Source organism: Escherichia fergusonii ATCC 35469, assembly GCF_000026225.1.
GTDB classification, from domain to species: Bacteria; Pseudomonadota; Gammaproteobacteria; order Enterobacterales; family Enterobacteriaceae; genus Escherichia; species Escherichia fergusonii.
Window position 1 is genome coordinate 3,737,538 of the sequence record NC_011740.1, and the last position, 18,409, is coordinate 3,755,946.

Below are 18,409 nucleotides of genomic sequence, written 5' to 3' on the forward strand. Positions count from 1 at the left end.
AAGTTTCCTGCGAGGCGCTACGCAAAACGATCGTTAATTTTCATTATTTTATCCCACAATATGAGATGAAGTTTATATTGTGGGATATATCACCTTTTCCCCACTTCATTATGTGGAACACTTCAGCAATATCATCAGGAGAAACGTATGGCAGAAACCTCTTCAACCACCGCAGGCGCACAAACGTTATTACGCGGACTGGCGGTTCTTAATGCTGTTTATAACGGCTGCCATGACCTGAAAAGTATCGGCGAGTTCACCGGCACGACCCGGAGCACAACCCATCGTTTAGTCACCGTTCTGGTGGAACAACGCTACCTGCGCCATGTCCCAACGCAGGGCTACCAACTGGGTGCCAAACTGATCGAATTCGGTGCCAGAGCACTGGAAAGCACCTCGCTGTACGAAGTTGCCCAGCCCGTTTTGCAACGCCTTGCCCGTTACACCCTGGACACCGTGCATCTGGGGATCGTTGAAGGCGACGAAGTGCTGTATCTGGAGAAGATCAACAGCCAGCGCGGGCTGGAAATGCGCTCACGCCCAGGCCATCGCATGCCACTGGCAATCACCGGCATCGGCAAGGCATTGATCCTCAACCGAACAGAAGAAGAGTGGCGCACGCTGTTTAAGACCTGTGGTGATGAAACAAAACTGGGCACATTTATTCAGAACATGCGTCGTTATGCCGCCAGTGGTTTTGCTTTTGATCTGGAAGAGAACGAGCCGACTATCCGTTGCGTTGCAGCGCCGGTATACAACGCCCGGGATGAAATTGTGGCGGCTATTTCTGTCGCCAGTACCACTACGTATATGTCACTGGCGCGTCTGGAAGAACTGGCACCTTACGTCAAATCCTGTGCAGAAGAGATATCCGCTGAACTGGGCTGGGGTAAGCACGTCCACAAAAATAAATAAACCATGACTAAAGGAAACGGCTAATGTCGGGAAACACCTCATTTATTGCCCTGGACTGGGGAACGTCATCGCTTCGGGCATGGCGTTTTGGTGACTCACCAAATCCACAAGAAAAACGTGAATTCCCGTGGGGGATCATGAAATTACCCTCCCAGGCAGCAACACGTGAGGACGCTTTCCACGATACGTTTTTACGTGTCTGCGGCGACTGGCTGGCACAATCCCCATGCCCGGTTCTGGCTTGCGGCATGATCGGCAGTGCGCAAGGGTGGCAACCAGCAGCTTATTTACCTTGCCCGGTCACTCTTGAGGGTCTGGCAAAGCAGTTGACGCCTGTTATCCACCAGCAGCAGACAATGCTGCACATCATTCCTGGCGTGATTAAAGAAGGTGAAATGCCCGAAGTGATGCGTGGTGAAGAGACACAAATCTTCGGTGCTATCTCGATGGAACCGGCCCTGCACAACGCAATCCATCAGGGTATGCCTGTGCTGATTGGCTTACCTGGCACACATGCGAAATGGGCTGTAGTTGAAAACAACACCATTACCGATTTCCGAACCTTTATGACTGGCGAGTTATTTGATGTTTTATCCCGCCATTCGATTCTCGGTGCCACCATGCGTTCGGGAGATGAACCGCACTGGGATGCCTTCGCCCACGGGCTGACAGCAGCACAAGAGCATCATCAGACCGGATTATTATCGACGCTATTTTCGACCCGTTCGCGCCTGCTGACCAGTAATCTTACGCCGTCCTCACAGGGGGATTATCTTTCAGGATTACTGATAGGCCATGAATTATGCGGTCTGGCATCCAGTTTGCTACGTGATTTACCCGCCACAACACCGATCGCCTTAATCGGTAGCGCCACTCTGAACAGCCGCTATTCACAAGCATTCAGCCACGTTTTTCCCGACAGACAGCTACACGCCATTCCTAATGCCACTGAACAGGGGTTATGGCGAATCGCCCACGCTGCCGGGCTACTCTCCACCAACGCCAGGGAATGTACTCATGCCATTTAATACGCTTTTGCAAAAAACCGGGTTAGTCGCCATTTTACGCGGCGTGAAACCGGATGAGATTGTCGCCATCGGTGAAAAGCTGTATGCCGCTGGATTTCGCCTGATTGAGATTCCCATGAACTCGCCGGAGCCGTTGCAAAGTATCAGTTTACTGCGCGACGCCCTGCCTAAGGACTGCCTGGTCGGAGCCGGAACTGTGCTTTCGGTGGAGCAAGTCGTCGCGGTTAAAGAGGCTGGAGGCCAGATTATCGTGATGCCGCATTGCGATACTGCGGTGATCCGTCGTGCCCGTGCGCTGGGTATGTATTGTGCGCCTGGCGTCGCTACGCCCACCGAAGCTTTTGCTGCCATTGAACATGGCGCCAATGCCATCAAGCTGTTCCCGGCTGAACAAATTACGCCTGAAGTCACCAAAGCCTGGCGTGCGGTTATTCCACAATCCGTTCCGATGTTACCGGTTGGCGGTATCACTCCAGACACAATGGCGCGTTATCTGAGCCACGGCGCAAACGGCTTTGGCCTCGGTTCTGCGCTATATCGCCCCGGCATGACGCCAGAGCAAGTCTATGAAAATGCAGTACTGTTTATGAATGCATGGAACAATTTAAATAGCAACTAACTGATAAATAAGGATATAAAAGCAATGATAAAACATCTTACCTTACCGAAAAAAATGGCTGCAATGGTACTTCTTGCCGGCGCTGCCCTCAGCACTGCGCCTGTGCAGGCGGCCTCCTGGCCAACCAAACAGATCGAGTTAGTCGTCCCCTACGCGGCCGGAGGCGGTACGGACCTGGTTGCCCGAGCCTTTGCAGATGCCGCCAAAAACCATTTACCCGTCAGCATCGGGGTTATCAATAAACCTGGCGGTGGCGGCGCTATCGGCCTGAGTGAAATCGCCGCTGCCCGCCCTAACGGTTACAAAATTGGTTTAGGCACGGTTGAACTGACCACCCTTCCCAGCCTCGGAATGGTGCGTTTTAAAACCAGCGACTTTAAACCCATTGCCCGTCTGAACGCGGATCCGGCTGCTATCACCGTCCGTTCTGATGCGCCGTGGAATAGCTATGAAGAATTTATGACTTACGCCAAAGCGAATCCCGGAAAAGTACGCATTGGTAACTCAGGCACCGGAGCTATCTGGCATCTGGCGGCAGCTGCACTGGAAGACAAAACGGGCGCAAAGTTTTCCCATGTCCCGTATGACGGCGCAGCTCCTGCCATTACAGGTCTGTTAGGCGGGCATATTGAAGCGGTTTCCGTAAGCCCAGGTGAAGTTATCAACCATGTGAAAGGCGGCAAGCTGAAGACACTGGTAGTGATGGCTGATGAGCGTATGAAAACCATGCCTGACGTACCGACGTTAAAAGAGAAAGGCGTTGATCTCTCCATCGGCACCTGGCGCGGTCTGATCGTGTCGCAAAAAACGCCGCAGGATGTGGTTGATGTTCTGGCTAAGGCCGCAAAAGAGACGGCTGAAGAGCCTGCATTCCAGGATGCACTGCAAAAGTTGAATCTCAACTATGCATGGCTTGATGGTGCCAGCTTCCAGACCCAAATCAACGAACAGGAAAAGTACTTTGACGAGTTACTAACTCGGCTGGGCTTGAAAAAATAATCCCGAGGTACGGTCGATGAACACAAAACAGTCTGTTGCTCAACTCGCCGTACCGCACCGCAAGCGCCTTTCATCCACTGTGGTGGTGGCGCTGTTACTTTGTGTGGTTGCTGGCGCGGTGATAATTAATGCCGCTGATTTTCCAGCAACTGCCATTGAAACGGATCCCGGTGCAAGTGCCTTCCCTACTTTCTATGCCTGCGCTCTGATTGTGCTCGCTGTCTTACTGGTGATACGCGATCTTTTGCTGGCAAAACCAGTCCCTTGCGCCAACGCACAGGAAAAACCGGCATTCAGGAAAACGGCAACAGGAATTGCGGCAACCGCGTTTTATATCGTGGCAATGAGCTACTGCGGTTATCTCATTACTACTCCTGTTTTCCTCATCGTCATTATGGCATTGATGGGCTACAGGCGATGGGTACTCACACCGGGTATTGCGCTGCTGTTAACGGCAATCCTCTGGTTGCTGTTTGTCGAAGCGTTACAGGTGCCATTGCCTGTCGGCACATTTTTCGAATAACAGGGGCCTGCAATGTTTGAAAGTGAACTTTTAACTCAGGGGTTTTCGACATTACTCAGTAATCCTCAGGCGCTACTGTTTGCCACGTTTGGAGTGATGCTGGGTATTATGATTGGCGCTCTGCCTGGCCTGACAGCGACCATGGGTGTGGCGATTTTGCTGCCTTTCACCTACGGCATGGAGCCTGTTTCTGGCTTGTTGATGATTTGCGGTGTCTTTTTTGGTGGTGTGTATGGTGGTTCTATCACCGCAATTTTGCTCAAAATTCCCGGTACACCTGCCGCCGCTGCCACCGCCATTGACGGTTATGAGTTAACGAAGCAGGGAAAAGCCGGGCTGGCGTTAAGTGCCGCCACGTTCTCTTCTTTTAGCGGTGGAACGCTCAGCATTATCGTATTGATGTTTCTCTCTCCGGTCCTTGCCAGTTGGGCGTTGAAATTTAGTGCCTCGGAGTCCTTCGCCCTGGCAACCTTCGGACTAAGCATTATTGCCAGTATTTCCGGTGAGTCGCTGATTAAAGGGCTGATTGCCGGGGTTGGCGGATTACTGATCGCAACGATAGGCCTTGATCCAATGGGCGGTTTTCCACGCTTTACAGGTGGATTTGTGGAGCTGATGAATGTGCCATTTATCCCGGTGATGATTGGTTTATTTGCTGCTTCAGAAGCATTCCGCTCTATGGAGCAAAACCAGCAAATTCGTCAGGGGGCGAAGGTGGCTATCGGCAGTCTGTTACTGCCCTGGCAAACACTACGCCGCATCGCATTAACCATTTTGCGCTCATCAGGATTAGGGGTTTTTATCGGCATGATCCCCGGTGCGGGGGCAGATATTGCAGCTTTTGTTGCCTATAACGAAACTCGTCGTTTCAGTAAGACGCCTGAAAACTTTGGTAAGGGTGAGATTAAGGCGGTGGCCTCCTGTGAGGCAGGCGCGAATGGCTGCACCGGTGGCGCATTGTTACCTATGCTGACGCTGGGGATCCCAGGCGATGCGGTAACTGCCATCATGCTGGGCGCGTTAACGTTACAAGGGATGCAGCCAGGCCCACTGATGTTTACCGACCACGGCGATATGGTTTATACGCTGTTTGTCGGCATGATCTTTTGTTACTTCATGCTGCTAGTTCTTGGACTGCTCTCTTTGAAAGTCATCGGTAACGTGGTGAAGATCCCCGGCAATATTCTCACGCCGATGATCCTCGCGCTTTGTGTTGTTGGGACTTATGCGCTGAACAACAGCCTGTTTGATGTTGGCATTATGCTGATTGCAGGCGTGGTGGGCTATTTCATGCAAAAAGGGGGGTATCCGGCGTCACCCGTAGTGCTGGCATTGATTATGGGGCCAATGGCGGAAAGTAATTTTCGCCGTGCGCTGTCGCTTTCAGGGGGGTCACTCGACTTCCTGTATACCCGACCGATAACCCTGGCATTGCTGACTCTGGCAGCCTTTACGCTACTGACGCCAATAATCCGCAAAATTATGCGCTTACGGCGTCAGTAACTGATATCGCTCCCCGACGTTGGGGAGCGTTTTTTTATTTCAGCAGACGACGCGCCGCTTCCACCACGATTTTCACCGCATGGCTTTCGGTTTGTTTCATCGTCTCAGCATTCGGGATCTCTTGCTGGGTACGATTGACGATAACGCCCGCCACCATACCCGCACGCAGGCCCTGGCTTGCACACATGGTCAGCAGGGTTGCAGATTCCATTTCATAGTTCATTACGCCCATCGCCTGCCACTCTTCCATCGAACCTTTAAAGTGGCGCACAACACGACCAGAGTAAGTGTCGTAGCGTTCCTGGCCTGGGTAGAAGGTGTCGGAAGAAGCCGTCACGCCAACGTGAGTGGTTGCACCAATTGACTTCGCCGCTTCAACCAGCGCGGTCGTACATTCGAAATCAGCCACAGCCGGGAACTCCAGCGGAGCGAAGTGCAGGCTCGCGCCATCCAGACGAACAGACGCAGTGGTCACCAGCACATCGCCGACATTGATATGCGGCTGAATTGCGCCCGTAGTACCAATACGCAGGAAAGTACGGATACCCAGCTGTGCCAGCTCTTCAACAGCAATAGAAGTGGAAGGACCACCGATACCAGTAGAACAAACAATGACAGGTTTACCATCCAGCTCAGCACGCCAGGTGGTGAATTCGCGGTGAGATGCCAGCTTAACTGGCTTTTCCATCAGCGTTGCAATTTTTTCCACGCGATCCGGGTCGCCAGGAACGATAGCCAGCGTAGCCCCTTGTAAATCGTTTTTAGTGAGGCCGAGATGAAAAACATCAGACTTGGACATAAACAACTCCTCTGTGAATCGGTTTAGTCAGAAGAAGCAAAAAGACACTTTACCGAAGGGTTTAACATTTTTTCGTGACACTCATCACCTTGATGTAAATGCGTTGCATAAATTTACCCACCAAAAGTGATGTGAATCACATAAATCACTCTTCATTCTGCATGACTGCATAAAAGATGAGCCGATTCAGGCAATGTGATTTGTTGCATGCTGACTATAGTTAACATTGCGCAACATTTTTATAAGGGTACGGAGAATACCATGGCAACAACACAACAATCTGGATTTGCACCTGCTGCATCACCTCTCGCTTCGACCATCGTTCAGACCCCGGATGACGCGATTGTAGCAGGTATCACCTCTATCCCTTCCCAAGGGGATAACATGCCTGCTTACCATGCCAGACCAAAGCAGAGCGATGGCCTACTACCAGTGGTCATTGTAGTGCAGGAAATTTTTGGCGTGCATGAACATATCCGCGATATTTGTCGCCGTCTGGCGCTGGAGGGGTATCTGGCTATCGCACCTGAACTTTACTTCCGCGAAGGCGATCCGAATGATTTTGCCGATATCCCTACGCTGCTTAGCGGTCTGGTAGCAAAGGTGCCTGACTCGCAGGTGCTGGCCGATCTCGATCATGTCGCCAGTTGGGCGTCACGCAACGGCGGTGATGTCCATCGTTTAATGATCACCGGATTTTGCTGGGGTGGGCGCATCACCTGGCTGTATGCTGCGCATAACCCGCAACTGAAAGCGGCGGTGGCATGGTACGGCAAGCTGACGGGCGATAAGACGCTAAATTCACCGAAACAGCCTGTTGATATCGCAACCGATCTTAACGCGCCAGTTCTCGGCTTATATGGCGGCCAGGATAACAGCATTCCGCAAGAGAGCGTGGAAACCATGCGTCAGGCGCTGCGGGCAGCAAACGCGAAAGCAGAGATTATCGTCTACCCGGATGCCGGGCATGCATTCAACGCCGATTATCGCCCCAGTTATCATGCTGAGTCGGCGAAAGATGGCTGGCAGCGAATGCTGGAGTGGTTTAAGCAGTATGGCAGATCAGTTAGATAACAAGTACAGAATTGCCCTATACGAAACTTATTACGCCGCATCCGGTGAGAAGTTTTGCACGCCTGCCTGCCGTTAATTACGGCAGGTTATTCCTGCTTACGATAGGTACTGTATTGAAATTCATACTCCTCACGGTACCAGGTTTCGCCCCAGAGAACAGGAGCATCATTACCCGTCAGGCAGGTATGCTGGCGCACCATCATCGGGCGCGTTCGTTTGCATTCCAGTGTCTGAGCGATTTCTTGCCCCGGTAGTGCCACACGGATCTGATTGTGAATCGTATGGATTACTACCCCAAGTTGTTGTTCAAAAAGCACCTGTAATGGCAGCATCTCCAGACCTTCCAGCTGCAATTTACGCGCGATATCACCTTTCAGATAGCGAATTTCAAGCGCTAAAGGTTTGTCCTGCACAAGACGTAAACGCATAAGGCGGTATATTTTATCTTGCGGTTCAGCTTTCAAATGCGCCTGTAGTTCCGCAGAAGAAGCACATTCATTAAATTGCAGTACTTTGTACCGCACGGATAAGTCGGCATCCTGGAGATCTTTTTCGAAGAAACCAATCTCCTGTGTGCTGACCCTGGAAATGATAGGTGAGGCCTTAACAAACGTTCCTTTCCCACGAATACGCTCAATTAGCCCCTCTACCAGTAACCCTTGCATGGCATGAACTACTGTCGCCCGAGTCGTTGAATACTGTTGGGCCAGTTCGTTTTCAGACGGTAGCTTTTCCCCCGGTTTAAACTCTCCGGTTTTTATATCACTACGCAGTTGTTCCTGAATCTGAACATAAAGCGGCAAAGTGTGAGCCATGTACAAAATTCTCTTTTCGATAAGTTGTATAGTCAACTACAGTTAAAGTTGACTATACAACTATGTATGATTTGAACGTTTCTACGTGAAAATTGGATTACGTTTTGCTGATAGTTTATCGCTATCGTGCTGAAAAAGGATAAATTTCATATGCGTTTTGATACCCATGCCCATGTTTTCCGCTTAGACCTACCGTTGGCAGAACAATGCCGCTACGTTCCTGAATATGATGCAACACCTGAACATTACCTCTCACATCTTGACCAGCACGGTTTCGATAAAGCGATTTTAATCCAGCCAAGTTTTCTGGGAACAGATAACCACTACATGCTTGAGGCTATTCGCCGGTATCCGGATCGTTTTTTCGGTGTCGCGGTGATCGATATCACAACTTCACTTTCAGCGATGGAAGAGATGAAACGAAACGGCATTGTTGGTATTCGCCTGAATTTAATTGGACAACCAATCCCCGATCTGACCTCTCCTTTATGGCGTCAATTTCTAATTCAAATTAAGAATCTGGGCTGGCATGTCGAACTTCATCGTCCGGTAGCAGATTTACGTCCTTTAATTGAAGCATTGTTACAGGCCGGGGTAAAAATCGTTATTGACCATTTCGGATTACCCAAAGATAAAGTGCAAGACAGCGGATTTAATTTTCTTCTCAAGCAGGCCAGCTCTCGAAATATTTGGGTCAAAATTTCCGCCAGTTATCGTAATGGTGATTATCTATTGCCTGCTGATAATGTTGGGATGCTTCTGTCGCCCTTGTTGAAGAATGTTGGCGCTGATCGCTTATTATGGGGAAGTGACTGGCCTCATACACGTTATGAAACTCGTATAACATATGAAAAAACTGTTCATGAATTTTTTAACTGGCCACTTTCGGAAAAAGAAAGAAACATGATTTTAGAAAAAAGTGTAGTAGATCTACTAACCCTATAATGGGAAATCATACATAATTCATATAAATAATCAGCATAATTTCTGTCACCCGACTGTGATAAAGATTATTGCGCGCATATAACATAATAATATTGAGCAGGCTGATGCTGTAAGTCTGTATTTTCAGATTTTATTAGCTGTATTTTCCGGTTACTAAACAAAAGGATTTATCATGAATATCAGCATGATAGTTGTTTTAGCTATCATTGTAGCGATTGCATTAGGCTACAAAACAAAAATTAATACAGGATTGTTTGCAATAGCATTTGCCTATCTTATCGGTTGTTTCTTATTAGATATGAAGGCTGGTGAACTGATAAAAACCTGGCCTGTTAGTATATTTTTTGTGATTTTTGCTGTGTCACTTTTTTACAACTTTGCCTTAATCAATGGCACATTAGAAAAAATGGCCATGTATCTATTATACCTCTGTCGCCATTTCCCTAAATTATTACCTCTAATTATCTATTTTGCCGCAAGTCTGGTGGCAGCGTTAGGTGCGGGTTTCTTCACGGTGTTAGCCTTTTTTGCACCATTAACATTGCTGTTATGCAGAAAGACAGGAATGAACAAACTAGTGGCAGCCGTCGCCGTAAACTATGGTGCACTTGGTGGCGCAAATTTTATGACCAGCGCAAGTGGTGTTGTATTTCGTAGCCTGATAGATAACGCAGGTTATAGCGCAAACTCATTTATTTACAGTTCAGCAATTTTCATTGTTTCCTTTGTACTTCCTGTGGTTGTCATCTCCTTACTTATTGCTGTTACAGGAAGGGATCAAAAAATGGCTACTGGTTCCTTACAAATCGAAAAGCCAGAGGCTTTTAACCATCAACAAAAAATAAACCTTATTCTGATTTGTACCATGTTGCTGGTAGTGCTCGTTTTCCCGGTTTTACATTTAATTGTGCCTCATTATGATGTTGTTAAATTTATAAATATCCGGGTTGATGTTGGGTTAGTCGCCATTCTCTTTACCGTTATTGCGTTATTACTCAATCTCGGTGATGAAAAAAGGCGGTGGCGCTGGTTCCCTGGGGCACACTGATTATGATTTGCGGCGTGGGTATGCTTATCCAGGTAGCGATTAAAGCGGGCACCATAGATATGTTAGCCAGCTGGGTGGGTACAAGTTTACCTACTGCAATAGTGCCCTTCGCTTTGGCTATTATTGGCGGGATGATGTCATTTTTCAGCAGTACACTAGGTGTAGTTTGTCCGGCATTATTCCCCATTATGCCTTCGATTGCCGAATCAACGGGAATAGACGCTATTATATTATTTACCGCAACTGTTATTGGTGCTCAGGCAACCGCTATATCTCCTTTTTCATCCGGAGGAAGTTTATTGCTCGGTTCATGTTCAAATGAAGAAGAGCGCAATGAAATGTTCCCGACCTTATTATTTAAAGCTGTTCCTGTTTGCGTAATATTCTCATTAATAAGTGTGGCTATTATGATGATCCTGTTTTAGGGACTAAGGCCCATGGATGGGCCGAATAATCCGCAAACGCAGCACATGCAACGTGAATATCAGTGCTTCCCGATATATTTATCCTCCAACTTTGCGAGTGTTCCGTCTTCTTTCCACGCGGCAAGCCAGCGACTTACCGCTGCATAATTTTGTGGGTCATTGCGTGGAACACAAAACGCCTGTTTGATTTGGCTGTAGCTGTCAGGTAACACCCGCACAGAGGCGTTGTCTCTTGCCGTCCGCTCCAGCACCTGGCGGATATTCGCCATCATGTCACCTTCACCAGCCAAAAAAGCCGCTAAAGCTTGCTGAGTGGTGGAGTACTCCTGTAACTGCGCATGCTGCAACTGGCGAACGAGTGGCAGTGAATAAGCGGAACCTTTGCCAACATTGATGACTGTTCCGGGGCGGTCCATCTCCTGCACTGTATGAATGTTGCTTTCATGGCGAACCAACAATGTACAGTCGAGTGTGAGATAAGGTTCGGTGAAACGCAGCTCCCCTTCACGGGCCGGATCAACCGCTAAAAAAGCGATATCCCAATGTCCTTTTTCGGCATCATCCACGATACGTTTCGCTGCCGGGTATGAGATCAACTCACATTGACGCTGACATGCTGCTGCCATTTTCTTTGCCAGTTCAACTGTAAACCCATGTAATTCTCCACCTGACGATTGCCCGGCCAGCATGGCATTACCTAAGTTAATGGCAAATCGCAGCGCAGAGTGTGATGACATGATTAATCCTTATTCTCTGAAAGGTGGGTGAAATTAAATGGAAGAAATTGAGTTACTCCCCGGTGCCGCTCCTGCGCATTTTGTTCCAGCCATGTCTCTTGCAATAAATTGACCAGTCGCTCAGCGGCGGGAGACAGCGGGATATCATTCCTCGCAATCAGGCCAATACTTCTGCGTATTACCGGCTCTACCAGTGGAATGGTGATTAAATTATGGCTATTGTTTTGCGACATCGCCAGGCACGGTAGCGCAGCAATACCCAGCCCGGCTTCCACCAGGCCAATTGCTGTCGAGTAATGCCGCACTTCATAAAACCATTCCAGCGTACCGACCGTCCGGGAAATTTCTTGTTCAATCAACATTCGGTTGCCACTGATACGCCGGACACCTATCAGCCGATGTGCCGCCAGGTCCCGCCACTCAACCAGTTTATTGTTGGCTAAAGGGTGGTCGCGACGACAAAGTAAAATATAAGGTTCATCAATTAATGGCGTAAAATTAATTTGTGGATGAACAACACGATTCATATTAATACCGAAATCTGTTTCGCTACTTAATACAGAATTAAGGCAATCGACAGTTGCCTGTTCATGAACATGGACGCGGATATTCGGGTAAAGTGTATTAAACTTCTTTAATATTTGCGGTAAGAAATAAAATGTTGCGGTCGGTATACAGGATAACTTAATAACGCCTTTTTGATGTACCGCCAGTTCCTGAACACTAAGAATGGCATCATCCATATAACCTAACAGTGCCCGGGCATGAGGTAAAAGAGCTTTACCTGCACTGGTCAGTGTGACTTTGCGTGTCGTCCGTTCAAACAAAGTCACTTTCAGGCTTTCTTCCAGTTTTTTCACACGGCGAGTCAGTGCGGGTTGCGATAAATTAAGTTCATCCGCAGCCCTGGTAAAACAGCCTAAATCAGCAATAGTCACAAAAGCTTTTGTACCTAAAAGTTCACTTTTCATCTCTGCTTTCCATAGTTAAAGGTCGGTACATTCTCGTTAAAAGATACTCACACCTGGTGACTTTACAATAATAATTTTGCGCGTATGTGCACAAAAAATTAATAATTGTTTACGCTCAAAAAATTAACACCGGATATCTTTGTGATGCGGCTCATCTTTTTAATCGCCGTTACCTTGCGTTAAAAAGGTAAAAATATAATCTAAAGAGAGATTTCCCTTGCTATTTACCCTGTTTGTTAACATTGAGAGTATAAAATTGAGCGGTTAATAACATATTTACTAAACAACCCAACAAAGTATACACATGATTATTTCGTTATGGTTATCAATCAAACCAGCAAAGTGATTTATAACCCTGAGATAAAAATGTCACCATGCTGGTTATTAACTACTGGTCACAAAATCATTCACCATAAGAATAAATAAGACCAGATATAGCCTAATTTTTTATCTTACAATGGAAAAAAATCATGACTGTATCCTACATTGGCACCCGAACTACTGCTTTACGTAACGCCAGAGGCAAAGGTTTAAGCGTCTGGAATATTAATGATGACACCGGGGAATGGACACAACTCCAGGTACTAAAAGAACAAGAAAATCCCTCTTATCTTACTTTCGATAACCAGCAACAATTTTTATATTCAGTACACGGTGACTATACCGACGTTACCAGCTATGCCATAGATGAAACGACAGGCACTCTTACGTTTATCAATAAAATCTCTTTGGAAGGTGGAAAAAACCCGGTTTTTATCACCGTTGATAAGAGTAATCGTTTCCTGTTAGTTGCAACCTTGCAGGGCGGTAAAATATTTGTGATCCGCAGAGAAGAAAATGGCGCATTAGGCGAAGTTATCTTTACCTGGCGTTTTGCTGGAAAAACGGATGACACTATTTCTCATGCTCATCAGTGCATTTGGGATCAAGATAAAAACTACCTGTTCGTGCCGCAACAGGGGCGTGTGGTAGGTTACGCAGGCGTCAGCGTACTGAAATTTGATCCTGAGAGTGGCAGGCTTATTGAAACAGATTATTTTCGTGCCAGGGAATATGCAGAACCACGCCATATGGCGGTCCATCCGAATAATGAATATTGTTATCTGGTTAATGAAAAAGATAACACCGTCACCTGGTTTTTCTTCGATCAGCACAACGGCACGCTACAGCCACAACAGATAATTCCTGTTCTTCCAGAAACATATACTGGTGAAGGGCAGTCCAGCGCCATTCTGGTTGATTGCAGCGGCAAATGGGTTATTGAGTCAACGCGTATTCATGAGTCACTGTCTATTTTCCGTATTAATCCTCTGACCGGTTATCTGACGCGTGTTGAAACGATGAAAGTTCCAGGTAAAACACCACGCTTTATGACCTTTAATAGTACAGGTGATCGCCTTTATGTCGCGAATGAGGACAGTGACACAATTATCCAGTATGCCTTCGATAGCACAGACGGTAGCCTGACGCAATTACAGCCGGTGATTACGACAGAAAGCCCGGTCTGTATTTTATTTAAATCACTGTAACCGGGGGAAAAATGCCAAATCTTGCTCTGGTTTCACTGCTTGCCATCGTGATTGCTATCGTCGTGGGTTTTTATAAAAAAACGAACGTTGGGATAATCATGGTCGCGTTTGCTTTTATCCTCAGCCTGGCGTATGGAATTTCAACCGCCAAACTGTTTAAGGGATTTAGTGTTTCCCTGTTTATGGCAATGCTGGGGGTAACTTATTTATTCAGTATTTTGCAAAGTAATAAAACACTGGAATTGTTATCCCGCAAAATTGTTGGCGCCGTAAATCACCGTAATTTACTTCCTGTAGCCATGTATGTTGTGGGTTTTGCTTTATGTGCTGTTGGCCCCGGTGCGATCCCAGTCCTGGCAATAATTCCGGTGATCGCTATTCCTGTTGCATTCCAGGCACGTATTAACCCGGTAATGCTGGCAGTTATTGGTCAGTGTGGTGTTTTTGGCGGTCGTATGACGCAAATCACACCAGAAGGCGTGCTGGTTATGGAATTAATGGAAAAACAGCACATCACTGCCGATTTATTCCCGGTTTGGTTATGTCTGTTTTCCACCTCCATTATTATGGCGATACTTTGCTACATCTGGTATCGCGGCTGGCGGGAAGACGATCTGCAAATAGAAACAACGGCAGTAACAGAAACACCTAAGTTTACCTTTATTCACTGGGCCTCTTTGGCGGGATTATTGGCATTAATTCTCTGCGCAGTTGTTTTCTCGTTAAATGTCGGGATGACGGCATTTGTCATTGGCGCATTGTTATCTGCACTGGGTGTCGGTGATGAAAACAAAGCGATTAAAAGTATTCCCTGGTCTGTTCTTATTCTGGTGAGTGGTGTTGGACTATTAATGAATATCGTCATGGAATCTGGCGGTATAAAACTCCTCTCGCAAACACTCACTACATTTATGAATGACAGTACCGCTGCTTCGGTGATGGTGATCACCTCTGCCATTATGTCCTTTTTTAGCTCAGGACTTGGGGTGGTCTTCCCGACATTAATTCCTGCCTGTCAAGGTATTGTCGAACAGCTCGGCGGAAATATTTCAGCGGTTGAACTGGTGGCAATGGTTGTTGTAGGTGGAACAGTTGCTGGTGTCAGCCCTATCTCCACCGCAGGGGCATTAATTATGTCAGGCGTTGCCACGAATAAGCAGGCTGAACAGAAATATACCGCCAGCAAAATGTTTATTGAGTTATTTGGCTGGGCTTTTGCCGCCATGATTCTTTGCTTTGTAATGGCGATTGTCGATATCTACAGCTTATTTTGCTAACAATTTTAAATACTGGAACAGACCATGATTGAAATCAAAAAACAAAATATAACGAGAAAAATCATCTCTCAACATTTGCTTGGCGGGAGAATGGTTGCCGGGGAAGAGATTAGTATCGAGATTGATCACACCTTAACTCATGATGTGACAGGTACACCTGCTTATCTGGCTTTCGAAACATTAGGGATTGCACAAGTAAAAACTAAACGGTCGGTCAGTTATATCGACCACAATATGCTGTATACCGATAATAAAAATCCAGATGACCATATTTATTTACAGACGGTGGCAAAAAAGCACGGGATTTATTTATCTAAAGCAGGCAACGGCATTTGCCACACAGTACATTTTGAGCGTTTCAGTCGTCCGGGGATCACGTTGTTAGGTTCAGACAGCCATACGCCAACGGGTGGAGCTGTTGGTGCGCTGGCACTGGGTGCCGGTGGTCTGGATGTCGCGCTGGCGATGGCAGGAGAACCAACCTGGTTAAAAATGCCACAGGTTATTAATGTGCGCCTGCATGGTCGTATGCAACCTGGTGTTTCGGCGAAGGACGTCATACTGGAAATGTTACGCCGTGAAACCGTGAAAGGCGGTCTTGGTAAAGTGTATGAATATACTGGCGATGGTGTTGCACATATTAGTATCCGTGACCGCTCAACTATCACCAATATGGGCGCAGAAATGGGTGCTACCACGTCCATTTTCCCCAGTGACGAAATCACCCGTGAATTCTTTATTAAAGAAAATCGCGAACATGAGTGGATTGCTCTGCAACCCGATGATGGCTGCGAATATGACGGTTATATCGATATCTACCTCGATAAGCTCGAACCTCTGGTCGCCATGCCGGATATGCCAGACAACGTGACCGAAGCGCGTAATTGCCGCGATGTGAAGATTAACCAGGTTTTCCTCGGCAGTTGTACGAACGCGTCATATACCGATTTCGCCAAAGCTGCGGCAGTACTTGAGGGGCGATTTGCCCATCCGGAAGTGAGCTTTGTTGTCGCACCAGGCAGTCGCCAGTTGTATATGATGCTGGTGCGCGACGGCATTATCGGCAAACTGATCGCTGCTGGCGCACGCGTAATTGACTGTGGTTGCGGCGCTTGCTGTGGCATCGGTCAGGCCCCTTCCACTGACGGTGTTTCTCTGCGCACCTCTAACCGCAACTTTAAAGGTCGCGGCGGGCATCTGAATGCCAAACTTTATCTTTCCAGCCCGGAAGTAGCTGCGGCATCAGCGGTGACAGGTTATATCACTGACCCACGTGATCTGGCTGATATGTTGCTATTGCAGGATATCGTTGAACCGCAGGACTACATCATTGACGACCGACTGATTCTTGCTCCAGCGGACAACGGTGAAGAGATAGAAGTCATTCGTGGGCCGAATATCAAACCGATGCCGATCAACGATCCACTGCCAGACTCGTTGACTATCCATGTTTCAGCCGTGCGTGGCGACAACATCACTACCGATGATATTACGCCTGCTAATGCGCATTTCTCCGCCCTGCGATCCAACATTCCAGAGATCAGCAAATACTGCTACGGGCGTATTGACCCGGAATTTCACGACCGCTGCAAGCAACTGGGTATCAGCATCATTATTGGTGGCGAAAACTATGGTCAGGGTTCCAGCCGTGAACATGCAGCTATCGCCCCTATGTATCTCGGCGTGAAGGCGGTTATTGCCAAATCGATGGCGCGTATCCACAAAAACAACCTGGTTAACCACGGTGTTGTGCCACTGATATTCGCCGACCCGGCAGATTACACCTGCTTCGATATGTTTGATGAATTACGTATCGAAAACTTCCATCAGGGGCTTCGTCAGCGGCGCGTATTGTTAAATAACGTCACCAAAAACAGGCAGATCGCGTTATCTGTTGATCTCACCGATCGAGAAATTGAGATCGTGATCGACGGCGGCCAGTTACGCCATGTCGCAAACAAAAATGCGTAATAACGGTTAGCGAAATGCAGGCGCTATGCCTGCATTAACGCCAGTTGAGGCATCCCTTATCTCTTTATCCAGGAATACTCATGCGAAAATTCAAAACAGTATTTATGCGTGGCGGCACCAGCAAGGGCTGTATGTTTTTAAAAGACTTCTTGCCTGCTGATCGTGCGCAATGGGACTCCATCTTCCTGCAAGTCATGGGCGATCCTGATCCTAAACAGATTGATGGAATGGGTGGTACAGTCTCCTCTAATAACAAAATCGTTATTGTCTGGAAGAGTGAATTACCCGGGGTCGATGTGGAATATCTGGTCGGCCAGGTGATCGCCGGAAAAAGTCAGGTCGATTACAAATCGAACTGTGGAAATATGACCGCTGCCGTCGGTCCATTTGCCATCGAAGAAGGGCTATTACCGGCTATTGCCCCAATAACTACCGTCAGAATGCTCAATCACAACACCGGTAAACGCATCGATATTACTGTTCCTTGTGAAAATGGTGGTATTGCCCTGGATGGTGATTGCCAGATCGCGGGTGTCGATGGCACCGCCCCGGAACTGAAAGTTAACTTTCTTAATCCCGCCGGTTCCAAAACCGGCAAGTTGCTGCCAACCGGAAACACGCTGGATGTATTAACTATTCCTGGGCTGGGTGAAATCGAAGCCACAATTCTCGATATCAGCAATCCGATGGTGTTGGTACGTGCCGAAGATTTGGGATTAACCGGGACAGAACTCCCGGAAGAGATTAATCAAAACAACGCCGTCTGCGAGCTGCTGGAAAACATCCGTGGCACAGCTGCGTGCATGATGGGCTTTGCTAATAACCTGGATGACGCACGGGAAAATAGCCCTGCTGTACCCAAAGTTGGCATGGTTACCGTGGCGAAAAGTTACCCCCACATCGCCAATGAACACGTTGATATGCAAGAGATGGATATCTGCGCACGTGTGATTTCCGTCTTCAAATGCCACAAAGCCTGTCCTCTTACCTCCGCCAGCGCTATCAGCGTAGCAGCTTTTCTGCCTGGCAGTCTGGTGCAGCAAATCATCCCCAATCGGGACTGGTTACAAGGTGTGCGTATTGGTCACCCCAGTGGCGTTATGAAGATGTATCCGTCATTTGCGCAGGAAGGCGACGACATTGTGATTCCCGGCGTTGCTGTACAGCGTACAGCCAGACGCATCATGGATGGAATGGTTTATATCCGTAGTTAAATCATTCAGTTATAACA

Annotated in this window: 18 protein-coding genes; 14 read left to right on the top strand and 4 right to left on the bottom strand. The window is 47.7% G+C overall.

Annotated elements, in window-relative coordinates; genetic code table 11:
- Positions 1-147: 147 nt before the first annotated feature.
- From EFER_RS18265 to EFER_RS18290, 6 genes are read left to right on the top strand one after another with little or no spacing between them, the layout of a single operon-like run.
- Positions 148-915 carry an IclR family transcriptional regulator gene (locus EFER_RS18265; RefSeq protein ID WP_000852400.1) on the top strand — a complete coding sequence of 256 codons (768 nt, stop codon included), beginning with the start codon at positions 148-150 and terminating at the stop codon, positions 913-915.
- 23 nt (positions 916-938) lie between these two features.
- On the top strand, positions 939-1,943 hold the full coding sequence (locus EFER_RS18270; RefSeq protein ID WP_000016459.1) for a 2-dehydro-3-deoxygalactonokinase: 1,005 nt from the start codon (positions 939-941) through the stop codon (positions 1,941-1,943).
- Complete coding sequence (locus EFER_RS18275; RefSeq protein ID WP_001116475.1) at positions 1,933-2,562, top strand: 2-dehydro-3-deoxy-6-phosphogalactonate aldolase; 630 nt, start codon at positions 1,933-1,935, stop codon at positions 2,560-2,562. The genes EFER_RS18270 and EFER_RS18275 overlap by 11 nt, the downstream gene beginning before the upstream one ends.
- Before the next feature lie 24 nt (positions 2,563-2,586).
- Positions 2,587-3,561 carry a Bug family tripartite tricarboxylate transporter substrate binding protein gene (locus EFER_RS18280; RefSeq protein ID WP_000589810.1) on the top strand — a complete coding sequence of 325 codons (975 nt, stop codon included), beginning with the start codon at positions 2,587-2,589 and terminating at the stop codon, positions 3,559-3,561.
- A gap of 16 nt (positions 3,562-3,577) precedes the next feature.
- Positions 3,578-4,084 (top strand): tripartite tricarboxylate transporter TctB family protein, encoded by a 507-nt coding sequence (locus tag EFER_RS18285; protein ID WP_001093397.1) that lies wholly within the window; start codon positions 3,578-3,580, stop codon positions 4,082-4,084.
- A gap of 12 nt (positions 4,085-4,096) precedes the next feature.
- Positions 4,097-5,587: a tripartite tricarboxylate transporter permease gene (locus EFER_RS18290; protein ID WP_000463035.1), complete on the top strand. Its 1,491-nt coding sequence runs from the start codon at positions 4,097-4,099 to the stop codon at positions 5,585-5,587.
- Positions 5,588-5,621: 34 nt separating this feature from the next.
- On the opposite strand, the gene udp is transcribed toward EFER_RS18290, so the two are convergent.
- On the bottom strand, positions 5,622-6,386 hold the full coding sequence (gene udp / locus EFER_RS18295; protein ID WP_000045186.1) for a uridine phosphorylase: 765 nt from the start codon (positions 6,384-6,386) through the stop codon (positions 5,622-5,624).
- Positions 6,387-6,647: 261 nt separating this feature from the next.
- Here udp and EFER_RS18300 point away from each other — a divergent pair, with 261 nt between their 5' ends.
- Entirely contained in the window at positions 6,648-7,460 is an 813-nt protein-coding gene (locus EFER_RS18300) for a dienelactone hydrolase family protein (protein ID WP_024256553.1), read from the top strand.
- 86 nt (positions 7,461-7,546) lie between these two features.
- On the opposite strand, the gene EFER_RS18305 is transcribed toward EFER_RS18300, so the two are convergent.
- Complete coding sequence (locus EFER_RS18305; protein ID WP_000951466.1) at positions 7,547-8,275, bottom strand: GntR family transcriptional regulator; 729 nt, start codon at positions 8,273-8,275, stop codon at positions 7,547-7,549.
- Between the two features lie 150 nt (positions 8,276-8,425).
- Between EFER_RS18305 and EFER_RS18310 the strand changes: the two genes are divergently transcribed.
- The 3 genes from EFER_RS18310 to EFER_RS24660 all read left to right on the top strand — a co-directional run bounded on the left by EFER_RS18310 (position 8,426) and on the right by EFER_RS24660 (position 10,693).
- Positions 8,426-9,220, top strand: coding sequence for an amidohydrolase family protein (locus EFER_RS18310; protein ID WP_001209869.1), 795 nt, complete (start codon positions 8,426-8,428; stop codon positions 9,218-9,220).
- Between the two features lie 172 nt (positions 9,221-9,392).
- Positions 9,393-10,268 (top strand): transporter permease, encoded by an 876-nt coding sequence (locus EFER_RS18315; protein WP_015953855.1) that lies wholly within the window; start codon positions 9,393-9,395, stop codon positions 10,266-10,268.
- Entirely contained in the window at positions 10,241-10,693 is a 453-nt protein-coding gene (locus tag EFER_RS24660; RefSeq protein ID WP_015953856.1) for a hypothetical protein, read from the top strand. Before EFER_RS18315 ends, EFER_RS24660 begins: the two co-directional genes overlap by 28 nt.
- Positions 10,694-10,752: 59 nt before the next feature.
- Here the strand turns inward: EFER_RS24660 and EFER_RS18320 are convergent, their stop codons facing one another.
- Both EFER_RS18320 and EFER_RS18325 read right to left on the bottom strand, forming a co-directional pair.
- Positions 10,753-11,430 (bottom strand): transporter substrate-binding domain-containing protein, encoded by a 678-nt coding sequence (locus EFER_RS18320; protein WP_000094745.1) that lies wholly within the window; start codon positions 11,428-11,430, stop codon positions 10,753-10,755.
- Between the two features lie 2 nt (positions 11,431-11,432).
- On the bottom strand, positions 11,433-12,401 hold the full coding sequence (locus EFER_RS18325; RefSeq protein ID WP_000834296.1) for a LysR family transcriptional regulator: 969 nt from the start codon (positions 12,399-12,401) through the stop codon (positions 11,433-11,435).
- Between the two features lie 470 nt (positions 12,402-12,871).
- Here EFER_RS18325 and EFER_RS18330 point away from each other — a divergent pair, with 470 nt between their 5' ends.
- From EFER_RS18330 to EFER_RS18345, 4 genes are all read left to right on the top strand, one after another.
- On the top strand, positions 12,872-13,930 hold the full coding sequence (locus tag EFER_RS18330) for a lactonase family protein (protein ID WP_000218946.1): 1,059 nt from the start codon (positions 12,872-12,874) through the stop codon (positions 13,928-13,930).
- A gap of 11 nt (positions 13,931-13,941) precedes the next feature.
- On the top strand, positions 13,942-15,207 hold the full coding sequence (locus EFER_RS18335; protein ID WP_001133077.1) for an SLC13 family permease: 1,266 nt from the start codon (positions 13,942-13,944) through the stop codon (positions 15,205-15,207).
- Positions 15,208-15,231: 24 nt separating this feature from the next.
- On the top strand, positions 15,232-17,178 hold the full coding sequence (locus tag EFER_RS18340) for an aconitate hydratase (protein ID WP_000569793.1): 1,947 nt from the start codon (positions 15,232-15,234) through the stop codon (positions 17,176-17,178).
- An 80-nt stretch (positions 17,179-17,258) separates the two neighbouring features.
- Positions 17,259-18,392, top strand: coding sequence for a 2-methylaconitate cis-trans isomerase PrpF family protein (locus EFER_RS18345; protein WP_001224684.1), 1,134 nt, complete (start codon positions 17,259-17,261; stop codon positions 18,390-18,392).
- Positions 18,393-18,409: the final 17 nt, after the last annotated feature.